The 10,201-nt window shown below is 61.0% G+C and carries 9 protein-coding genes; all 9 read left to right on the forward strand.

The annotated features are described in order from the left end of the window. Positions 1-156 precede the first annotated feature (156 nt). Positions 157-393, forward strand: a complete 237-nt coding sequence (locus Mhypo_RS15710; protein ID WP_119342210.1) for a QcrA and Rieske domain-containing protein — start codon at positions 157-159, stop codon at positions 391-393. Positions 394-508: 115 nt separating this feature from the next. Beyond that, entirely contained in the window at positions 509-1,156 is a 648-nt protein-coding gene (locus Mhypo_RS15715; protein ID WP_119342211.1) for a ferritin-like domain-containing protein, read from the forward strand. 74 nt (positions 1,157-1,230) lie between these two features. Continuing rightward, positions 1,231-1,722, forward strand: coding sequence for a CHRD domain-containing protein (locus Mhypo_RS15720; protein WP_119342212.1), 492 nt, complete (start codon positions 1,231-1,233; stop codon positions 1,720-1,722). A gap of 87 nt (positions 1,723-1,809) precedes the next feature. After that, positions 1,810-2,487 (forward strand): GGDEF domain-containing protein, encoded by a 678-nt coding sequence (locus tag Mhypo_RS15725; protein ID WP_119342213.1) that lies wholly within the window; start codon positions 1,810-1,812, stop codon positions 2,485-2,487. Positions 2,488-2,504: 17 nt separating this feature from the next. Continuing rightward, on the forward strand, positions 2,505-2,651 hold the full coding sequence (locus Mhypo_RS18215; protein WP_170148329.1) for a hypothetical protein: 147 nt from the start codon (positions 2,505-2,507) through the stop codon (positions 2,649-2,651). A gap of 335 nt (positions 2,652-2,986) precedes the next feature. Further along, complete coding sequence (locus tag Mhypo_RS15730; protein ID WP_119342214.1) at positions 2,987-5,980, forward strand: ATP-binding protein; 2,994 nt, start codon at positions 2,987-2,989, stop codon at positions 5,978-5,980. Positions 5,981-6,587: 607 nt separating this feature from the next. Then, positions 6,588-7,322, forward strand: a complete 735-nt coding sequence (locus Mhypo_RS15735; RefSeq protein ID WP_119342215.1) for a hypothetical protein — start codon at positions 6,588-6,590, stop codon at positions 7,320-7,322. Continuing rightward, positions 7,319-9,949, forward strand: a complete 2,631-nt coding sequence (locus Mhypo_RS15740; RefSeq protein WP_119342216.1) for a valine--tRNA ligase — start codon at positions 7,319-7,321, stop codon at positions 9,947-9,949. The genes Mhypo_RS15735 and Mhypo_RS15740 overlap by 4 nt, the downstream gene beginning before the upstream one ends. A gap of 124 nt (positions 9,950-10,073) precedes the next feature. Next, on the forward strand, positions 10,074-10,201 hold a 128-nt coding region (locus tag Mhypo_RS15745; protein WP_119341926.1), incomplete at its 3' end, for a DUF4277 domain-containing protein.

The raw sequence follows: 10,201 nt of genomic DNA on the forward strand, positions 1-10,201 counted from the left end.
TCGCAGGCTGGCGCGAGACTATGAGCGGCTGGCTGAGACCTTGCGAGGTTGGCACTGGTTGGCTTTTTCGATTCTGATGACAGCGAAAACTGTGGAGCTTTTACGAACAGCTAGTTAGCAGGCTCTAAACCTGCCGAAGGGGATAAGCGAGCCCTGATGGTTCGGCGTGGCAACGAAACGCTCTTTCTGGTCTCCTACCAGCTGGTCTGTACCCATCAGGGTTGTAAACCGACCCTGCCCAACCCGGAGCGCAATCTGGTGTGTCCGTGCCACGGAAGCGCCTACAAGGCCACCGACGGCTCGGTGGTGCGTGGCCCCGCCCGGCAAATGCTGGAAGGCATCCGGCTGGAAGTCCGCGACGGCGTCATCTTCGCGGTGGGCAATCTTTCTTGAAGTCCAGCGTGGGGCCTTTGAGACTTCGCAGTAACCATAGCATCCGCTCTCAAATACCCGTCGCTCGACCCAGTCAGCCCTCGACCCCAAGCCCTCTTGTACCAAAGGAGAAACCATGTTCAACTTCGATTTGCTGGAAAACGATAAAAAGGCTTCGCGACGCCATTTTGTGAAGGTCTTGACTGCCGGGGGCGTAAGTGCTGCCCTGGCCAGCCAGCTTGGGCAGTTGGCCCTGGCTCAATCGGGCAATGTCAGCGACCTGGACATCCTGAACCTGGCTCTTACCGCCGAATACCTGGCCACCGACGTGTACACCAAGGCCCTTACGGTTCCCTTCCCCCAGGGCATCAAGGACTATATGGCCGAAGCCCTCAAGCAGGAAGAAGCCCACGTCAAGGCCCTCACCGACACCATCCGGGGCCCCTTCAATGCCATGCCGGTGGCCCGCCCACAGTTCACCTACGGTAGCCTGGAGTTCAATCGGGCCAACCAGATGAAGGTACTGGAAACCATGATCGCCCTCGAGACAGCCTTCACCGGGGCCTATCTGGGCGCCATCCCGCTGATTCAAAACAAAGCGGTACTATCGGCTGCTGCCGCCATCGCCATGAACGAAGAGGCCCATCTGACCGTCTTGCGCGATGGGCTAATTGGCCTGGGGGGTAAGGTGGAAGGCCCTCAAGTGCCCAATGGACGCCCCCTGGGGGTAGCCATTACACCCCAGCAAGCCACCGCCGCAGTTAGCAGCTTCATCCGGAAGTAAGCGCGGTTCGAACCCCGACCTCGCCGGTACCTTCCTGCTGGCGGGGTTGGGACATCAGCAAAAGGAGGTTGTGTATGAAACGCAGAAGCGTGATCCGCGGTTTGGGGTTGGCAGGTCTTGGTTTGGCGGGTATGGGACAGGCCCAAAGCACCCCAGGCCATGCCATCGTACTCAGCGGAGGCGAAATTGTGCCCACTGCGGTAGACACCCCCGCATTGGCAGTGGTGCGGGTCGAGACCGATGGGCGGGTGCTTCACATTCGAGGGGCGGTAGCCAACCTCAGTGGGGCCTTCCGCGACTATACCCGCGACCCGGTAGACGACCCCGCCCTTAATGCCCGCCTGACCAGCGCAATCCACCTCCACCGTGGCCCCAAAGGTCAAAACGGCCCCCTGCTGCAAGCCCTCAAGGCGGTGTACGGCCCCGATGGGCGTAGCGCTACTTTTGTGGATCGCCTCGAGCTTTCCCCCGAAGACCAGGCCCGATTGCGTCAGGGCGAACTTTACTTCGATATTCACACCGCCCTATTTCGCGCCGGGGAGATACGTGGGCAAATTCTGCTATAAGCCCTAGCCCAGCGTATCGTAGCACCTGGCGGTGATGTTCAAATAGCACAAGCACTCGGTTCTAGTCTGCATATAATCCACTGCAATATGAGCATTGACAAGCTCCGCGATGAAGACTTGAAACTAGTGCACCTGCTCGAGCAGATGCGCACTCAGATTGTGCATTCCAGCAGCAACCTGGAATCCCTCAAGATGGCCCTCGAGTCGGCCCAGCGCCTGGTGGAAGAACGCAACCAGAGCCTCCTCAATGCACGCAGCTCCCTGCTGGAGGGCTACGGGGCCGAAGACGACGACGAACTCACCGGACTGCCCCGCCAGGCAGCATTTGAAAAAGCCCTCGAGCGGGTTTTTGCGAGCGGTGAGGTTTTTACGGTTGTGACCTTCGATCTGGATGGCTTCAAGGAAATCAACGAGCGCTTTGGCAGCGCAACAGGCGATGAGGTGTTGCGCCGGATAGGTCAGCTGGTGCGCAAAGCCCTGCGGGCCTCGGATGTAGCGGGAAGGATCGGCGGTGAGGAGTTCGCCATAATTCTGCGTGGTATCACCGGCGACCGGGCTTTCGGGGTGTGTGAGCGGCTGCGCCTGGCAGTGCTCAAATACCCCTGGAATCAACTGCACCCTGAGCTCAAAGTAACCATCAGCCTGGGCTTTGCAGGCCGCGACGATGAGCCTACCGCCCAGGAAGTGCTGGCCCGCGCCGACCGCTTTCAGGCCGAGGCCAAAAGCTCGGGCCGCAATCAAACCTTCCCCGGACTTTATTACTAGCGCAAGAAGTGTTTGCTATGACCAGTCACGCCCAAAACCCCCTCAAGAACCTCCTGAAACGCGGCGAAATCAAGAACAAAGCCTCGGTACGATACGCTATCTCGATTTGCTCGGCAGTAGTCTTCCTGGGCTGGCTGATTTTAGAGCTGACCCTGGGCTTTTAGGGCTCCTTGCTCACATGGTGGGCGTAGCCCGTTTTTTACGCGGGCAATACTGGATCGCTTGCCACCAAGCTGCGCCATGCGGCGTTCGGCAAACCCCTGAGAGCCATCCATTAAGCTGCAAGGTCAAGGTCGCAGTACCCAGAGGTGCGCCCTGTTGGATATAGTGATAATCATGCTTTCAAAGCGCTTAGTGGTCTGGTAACAAAGAATTCTGTGCTTAACACACTCCCCCCCGGTAAGCCGCACATCGCAACTCTGGCAATCAGCATGCTGCAAAACAAGTTAGCAGCGCATTTAGGCTGATTCTTTGGACAAGGTACAATACCTATCTGATCATGCCGCAGCCAGCGCTCAAACTTTTGCTGCTCGGGCCGCCAGGTTTGGAACAGGGCGGACAGTTGGTTCACCTGGCGACCCGCAAAGCGCTGGGCTTGCTGGCGTATGTGGCGGTAGAGCGCTCAGGTGCCAGCCGCAGCCAGTTGGCCCACCTGCTCTGGCCCGAAAACGCCGAGGAACAGGCCCGGGCCAGCTTGCGGCAGGAACTTTCTCGCTTAGGACAAATCCTGCCCCAGGCTCTACAAAAACCCAGCCAACAGTTGCTGCGGCTCGATCCCGCAAGGATTCAGGTGGATTTGTGGGACTTCTGGGACGCAATTCGCACCGGACAGCCTGGCAAAGCATTGGAACTGTATCGGGGCTCATTCTTGCAGGGCCTGCAACTGCGCGAGACCGCCGCTTTTGAAGACTGGCAAGCGCAGATTCGCCAGGAAACCCTGCAACACTACCTGCGATGCCTTTTGAATCTGGCCACCGCAGAGGAGCAGGCTGGTCGACTGAGAGAGGCGCTGACCCTCTGGCGGCAGGCTATCGCCGCTGACCCTTTGGCCGAGCGGCCCTATCTGGAAGCTATGCGTCTTTCCGAGCAACTGGGCGACCGGGCAGGGGCTTTGCGGCTCTACCAAAATATGGAGCAAGCCCTGGCCGATGAACTGGGACTGGCCCCTGGCCCCGAGGCCCAGGCACTGGCCCGAGGGCTGGGCCAGGCTTCTTCCAGACCCCGCTTGCCTGTGGCCACCACCCCCCTGATCGGGCGCGATACCGAACAGCTCGAGGTGTTGCAGTTGCTGGAGCGTCCCGATTGCCGGTTGCTCAACCTGGTGGGGCCGGGCGGCGTGGGCAAGACCCGGCTGGCCCTGGCTGTGGCCGAGCAACTCGAAAGCCAGAACTCCTCCCGGACGGTCTGCTGGGTTGCGCTTCAGGGGCGCCCCCTTCTCTCGAGCCTCGCCGAAGGATTGGGCCTGCCCTTGATGGGCCAGGGCGACCTGCGGGCTGCTGTAGTACACCGCTTGAGCGAACAGCCCATTTGCTTGTTTCTGGACGAGGCCGAGGGGCTTGCTGTACCGGCCGAACTCGAGCACCTGCTGCGCGAAAGCCCCTCCACCAAGCTGGTGCTGACCTCGAGGGAGCGCTTTCGCCTGCGGAGTGAGTGGATCTACGAGGTCAAAGGACTCGATTACCCCGAAGAAGACCGTTTGATCCAGCGCAGCCCGGCCGCCGAGCTCTTCCGCCGCTGTGCATTGCGGGTAGAGCCGCACTTCCGCCCCAACTCCGAAGACTGGGCTGCTATCGCGCAGATTTGCCGATTACTGTCCGGCCTGCCGCTGGGCCTGGAACTGGCCGCAGCCCTGGTTCGGGTGATGTCTTGTCGCGAAATTGCGCGCAGCCTGGAACAAGATTTGAGGCTTTTGGAGGGCACTTTGACCGAGCTGCCCGCCCGCCATTCCAGTCTTCGCGGTGTGCTGGAAAGCAGCCTGGCCCAGCTCACCCCTGCCAAGCGTCAAACCTTGCAAGCCCTAGCGGTATTCGAAGGCAGTTTTAGCCTGCCTGCAGCTCAGGCCATCACAAACGCCGCCCTGCCTGCCCTGGCCACCCTGCTCGACCGGGCCCTGCTGCAAAAAACCCCAGAGGGCTACCGCATCCTGACCGTAATCCGCCAGCACCTGCTGCCCCACATTCCCCAGGCCATCCACCTGGCCCATGCCCGCTACTTTGCCGGACTGCTCAAAGCCCACGAGCAAGGGTTACGCGGTGGCAACCAGGGGGAAGCTTTGCTCATGTTTACCCAGCAATACCCCAACCTCAAGGCTTGCTGGAACTGGGCCCTGGCAAACAGCTACGAAGAACTGGCCCTGGAGATGATCGATGGGCTGTTTTTGCTGTTCGAGCTGCGGGGTTGGTTTGCCGAAGGCGAGGCCCTGATGGCCCAGGTAGCCACTTCGCCTGACCGCACCCTGCAAAGCCTGGCGCTGTGCCGCCGGGGGCGCTTTCTGCACCGTTTGGGCGATAGCGCAGGCGCCCAGCAAGCCATCGAGCAGAGCCTGGAACTGGGTCAGGGGTTGATAGACGAATACGAGACCGCCTTCGCCCTCAACAACCTGGGCCTGGCCGCAATGAGCCTGGGTCAGCCCGAAAAAGCCAAACAACTCTTTAGTCAGAGTCTGGAGATGCGCCGCCGTCAGAAGCGCCCCTGGGGACTGGGCAACGCCCTGTACAACCTGGGCAACCTGGCCGTTCTACAGGGCGATTTCGAGCAAGCCCAACGCTATTTGCAAGAAGCTCTAGAAGTCTACCGGGGCCTCTCCGACCTGCGCGGTCTCAGCCTGGCCCTGACCGGACTGGGCCAGGCCTGGACGGCTTTGGGTGAGTATGCTGTGGCGCGGGAAATGTTCCGCCAGAGCCTTTCGTTTGGCGTCCAGCTGGGCGACCGTTTTGCCGAGTCGAACGCTCAATTGGGACTGGGCACCGTAGCAGGCATCGAATACAAAAACGAGGAATGCCGCGAGCGCTTGCAGGCCAGCCTCGAGACCGCCCACCAGACCGGCGACCAGATCACCATCGCCAAGGCCCTGCTGGGGCTGGGCCGCCTGACCATGCGCGACGCCGAGTACGAACGCGCGCTCAAACTCCAGCGCCAGGCCCTGGAGCGCTTCACCCAGAGCCACTACCCCTGGGGCGAAGCGCTGGCCTACAACCACCTGGGTCGCACCTTCTTCGCCTTGGGTGAGGTCGCGGAGGGCAAGGCTTACTACCGGCTGGCCCTGGAACAAGCCCTACGCCTGGGAGCCCTTCCGCTGGCCCTGCGAGCCATGGCTGGCCTCACCACGCAACTGAAACCACCTTTGGCCCAGGAAGTCTGGCGCCTGGTAGCCCACCATAAGAGCGCCGATGCCTGGATACGTGAGGAAATCCGGCGCCGGGCCAAGAGACCCCTAGCACCGACCCCGGCGTCCTTGGAAGAGGTTGCCCAGCGCGTTCTTCAGGCGCTTTGATTTCGCCCGTTGTATACTTGTTATAGGCCTTGACCGGGAGGAGTAGGTTTTTCGCGCCCCCAGAGAGGATGCTCCGTTGGCTGAGAGGGCATCTGGACACCGCGGAAACCGAACGTCGCCCGCGAGCTTGCAGGAAGAAACTCTTTTTGCAGCGTAGAACCTGCCGGGAGTGCCCGTCATAGCACGCTCGAGTGCCTGAAGCGGTGAGGGCCACCAAAGCATCAGCCGCCGTTTTCAGGAAGCGCGGTGGTACCGCGGGGAAAATCCTCGTCCGTGCAGCATAGCCTGCAGGGGCGTTTTTTTAAGGACGTGTTTGGAGATGAAAGAGCTGAGCATGGTAGATCTTGGTCGGGAGGGGCTATGCAAAAGGACTCCACGAGTAAGCGCGGTTTGCCTGGCGTTTGCCGGTGTTGCAACGCAGATTCTTGGTGCAAGGTAGTCGGACTAGTAGTCTGGCAACCAAGAATTCAGTATGCACTTCAGTGCATCCCAATGAGCCGCGCACCGCAATTTTGGTCAATCAACGTGCTTCAAAACGTGCTACAAAATAAGTTACCGGTGCACTAGTCCTCAAGAAGGTCAATCCCCTTAGAACCCAGGAGGTCTTATGATTCCCAAGGAATGGCAGCTCGAGCCCCACTACCAGTCCTCGCTCCTTTGGTTCAGCCGTGAACCCCGCACCCATCAGTTTATGGGCCAGGAAATACCCCCGAGGGAGTCGGTAGATTATCCGGGCTGGTATTTCTTGCAACGGGGTGACGCCCTGCGGATTGTGGATACCCTCGAGGAGGCCCTGGCGGAGCTTAAGTCGCGTCTGAAACACTGGAACCTGAGCGACATCTTTGGCCGCCCGGCCCCGTATCAGGCCAGTAAGAGCGAACGCAAGCAGATGCTGATCGAGCTGCTAGAAGCCCCCATCACCACCCCCCCGCCGAACCATAACCCCGACTACGACGAACCCCTGCCCCCTTTGCTGGAGCGCAAGTGGGAGCTGGGGCAGTATTTGCTGGTAGCCACCATCGAGTACACCCGCTTTCGCCCAGAGTTCTTCACCCACTTCGACGCTGCCAACAACCCCATTCGTAGCCTGGTTGGGAAGGTCTGCACCCTGCAAGCAGCCACCCACGCCGACCTCGAGCGCGAAGACGAGGACGAAGACTTCGAGGCCGAATGGAAGGAGCTTGCGGTGGGGACGGTACACCTCGAGGACAACCGCCTCACAGTGGGCTTCTGGAGCCACACCTTCGAGGCCCACACCCTGGTGTACGGGGTAGCGTATGAAGAAGCCAGCTTCGAAGACGAGGAACTGATTTATTACCTGAGCAGCGAGGCAAAAGAATGACCGAACCCAAAGAACTCCCTAAAACCTACGACCCCAAAGCCGTGGAGCCGCACTGGGCCGAAGAGTGGGCCCGCAACCCGTTGCGTCCGGAGCTCAACGCCCACAAAGGCAAAGGTCCCTTTACCATCGTGATCCCACCCCCCAACGTGACCGGCAACCTGCACCTGGGGCACGCCCTGGACAACACCATCATCGATACCCTAGTTCGCTTCAAGCGCATGCAGGGGTACGAGGCTTTATACCTGCCCGGTACCGACCACGCCGGCATCACCACCCAGGTGCTGGTGGAAAAGGAGCTGGCCCAGGAAGGGCTTTCCCGTCACGACCTGGGGCGCGAGAAGTTCCTGGAGCGGGTCTGGGCTTTTAAGGAGAAAAACGGCGGCACCATTCTCTATCAGTTGCGCCGCATCGGGGCTTCCTGCGACTGGAGCCGCGAGCGCTTCACCATGGATGAAGGGCTTTCCCGCGCGGTGCGGCGGAGCTTCGTGGCGTACTACCACCAGGGCCTGGCTTACCGGGGTAAACGCATCGTGAACTGGGACCCGGTGGCCCAGACGGTGGTGAGCGACCTCGAGGTGAACATCGAGCCCACCCCGGGCCAGCTCTATACCCTGGCCTATCCGCTCCTTGGGGGCGGCGAGATTCAGATTGCCACCGTGCGCCCCGAGACCATCTTCGCTGATGTGGCCATCGCCGTGAACCCCGCCGACGAGCGCTACCGGCACCTGGTGGGCCAGAAGGCCCGCATCCCCCTCACCGAGCGCTACATTCCCATCATCGCCGACGAGGCGGTATTGACCGACTTTGGCACCGGGGCCCTCAAGATTACCCCGGCCCACGACCCCACCGACTTCGAGATCGGCACTCGGCACAACCTGGAGATGCCCAGCGTGATTGACCTGCAAGGCCACCTTGTGGGCGAGCTGGTGCCCGAAGCCTTCCGGGGTTTAGAGCGCTTCCAGGCCCGTAAAGCTGTGGTGCAGGCTTTGCAAGAGGCCGGTCACATCCGCGAAATCCGCGACTACACCATTGCCCTGGGCTACTCCGACCGCACCAAGGCCCCGGTGGAGCCCCTTTTGCTCGAGCAGTGGTTTGTACGCATGAAGCCGGTGGCCGAAAAGGTGCTGGCGGGCCTCGATAAAGGCGAGATGCGCTTCGTGCCCGAGCGCTGGGAAAAGGTTAACCGCGACTGGCTGGAAAACATCAAGGACTGGGCCATCGCCCGGCAGCTGTGGTGGGGCCACCAGATACCGGCCTGGTACGACGATGAGGGCAACGTCTACGTACCCGACCTCGAGAACCCCGACCTCGACTGCGACCAGGACCCTCGCTACGCCCATCTGAACCTGCGGCGCGACCCGGACGTGTTCGATACCTGGTTTAGCTCGGCCCTATGGCCCTTTTCCACCCTGGGCTGGCCCGATGAGTCCGCAGACCTGAAAAAGTATTACCCCACCGACGTGCTGGTCACCGGCTATGACATCATCTTCTTCTGGGTGGCACGTATGCAGATGTCGGGCTACCAGTTCACCGGCCAGGCGCCTTTCCATACCATCGTGCTGCACGGGCTATACCTGGATGCCAAGGGTCAGAAGATGTCCAAGAGCAAGGGCAACGGCATCGACCCCCTCGAGCTGGTGGACCAGTACGGAGCCGACGCCTGCCGCTTCGCCTGGGACTACCTGGCCACCGGCGGGCAGGACATCCGCCACGACCCCCGGCGCTACGAGCAAGGGCGCAACTTTGCCAACAAGCTCTACAACGCGGCCCGCTTCGTGCTCATGAATAGGGCGCAGGCAGTCCGGCCCACCGCCCAGGAAGGCCCACCCAGCGAAAACCGCTTCCTCACCCTGGCCGACCGCTGGATGATTTCCCGCCTCAACCGGGGCATTGCTGAAATTACCGAGGCCTACGAAGCCTTCGACCTGGGCCGCGCCACCCGGCTGGTCTACGACCTGGTCTGGAGTGAGTTTTGCGACTGGTACCTGGAGGCCGCCAAGCCCGCTTTGCGCGAGGGGAACGCTGCCACCCAGGCCACCCTGGAGCACACCCTGGCCACACTCTTGAAGCTGCTGCACCCCATCATGCCCTTCATTACCTCGGAGCTGTACCAGACCCTGACCGGTGCAAATCAACAACTGGCCTTGCAGGACTGGCCGGTGGCCGGTGAGCGCGACCTCGAGGCCGAAAAAGCCTTCGAGACCCTGCAAGAAACCATCACCGCTACCCGCAACCTGCGGGCCGAGCTGGGCATCCCCCCGCAGCAGGAAATTGGTGTGCACCTCGAGGGACCCGGGGCCTCGCTGGTGATGGAAAACCAGGCCCTGTTCCGCTTCCTGAGCAAGGCCCAGGCCTCGCTGGGCGTTCCTGAAAAAGCCATTGCCCAGGTTACCGCCACCACCACCGTCTACCTCAAACCAGAAGGCGATCTCAGCAGCTTCCTGGAACGCCAAAAGAAGCGGCTGGCCGAACTGGAAAAACAGGTTGAGCAAGGACAGAAAAAACTCGCCAATCCCGGTTTTGTCGAGCGGGCTGACCCCGCCGTGGTGCAGGCTGAGCGGGAGCGGCTGGCCGAGAATCAGGCCCAACTAGAGCGCATCCGCGAGAACCTGGCCCGGCTGGGTTGAAGCACCAAGGTTCCCCTGCCAAAGGCATTATTGCCCTCTTCACCGATCTGGCCGCTCATCCAGGCGGCCATTGTTTTTTCAACCCACATTCCGCACCCCTCTACCCTGACTTTAGGATTTTGGGATGGAAACCGACGCTGATCTTCAGGTCTACGACCTGGCCCACCTGGGTCTGGTGGCTGGAATCATGGATCGGATGAAGCTGGTGGAGACGGTGGATCATCAGGTAGGGCCACGCCCCAACGAGAAGGT

This window comes from Meiothermus hypogaeus (genome assembly GCF_003574035.1).
Classification (GTDB): Bacteria; Deinococcota; Deinococci; order Deinococcales; family Thermaceae; genus Meiothermus; species Meiothermus hypogaeus.

What these genes read in the sequence shown, in the direction of transcription:
- Mhypo_RS15710 (WP_119342210.1), top strand. Translation starts at nt 157, where the DNA reads ATGGTTCGGCGTGGCAACGAAACGCTCTTTCTGGTCTCCTACCAGCTG.
- Mhypo_RS15715 (WP_119342211.1), top strand. Translation starts at nt 509, where the DNA reads ATGTTCAACTTCGATTTGCTGGAAAACGATAAAAAGGCTTCGCGACGC.
- Mhypo_RS15720 (WP_119342212.1), top strand. Translation starts at nt 1,231, where the DNA reads ATGAAACGCAGAAGCGTGATCCGCGGTTTGGGGTTGGCAGGTCTTGGT.
- Mhypo_RS15725 (WP_119342213.1), top strand. Translation starts at nt 1,810, where the DNA reads ATGAGCATTGACAAGCTCCGCGATGAAGACTTGAAACTAGTGCACCTG.
- Mhypo_RS18215 (WP_170148329.1), top strand. Translation starts at nt 2,505, where the DNA reads ATGACCAGTCACGCCCAAAACCCCCTCAAGAACCTCCTGAAACGCGGC.
- Mhypo_RS15730 (WP_119342214.1), top strand. Translation starts at nt 2,987, where the DNA reads ATGCCGCAGCCAGCGCTCAAACTTTTGCTGCTCGGGCCGCCAGGTTTG.
- Mhypo_RS15735 (WP_119342215.1), top strand. Translation starts at nt 6,588, where the DNA reads ATGATTCCCAAGGAATGGCAGCTCGAGCCCCACTACCAGTCCTCGCTC.
- Mhypo_RS15740 (WP_119342216.1), top strand. Translation starts at nt 7,319, where the DNA reads ATGACCGAACCCAAAGAACTCCCTAAAACCTACGACCCCAAAGCCGTG.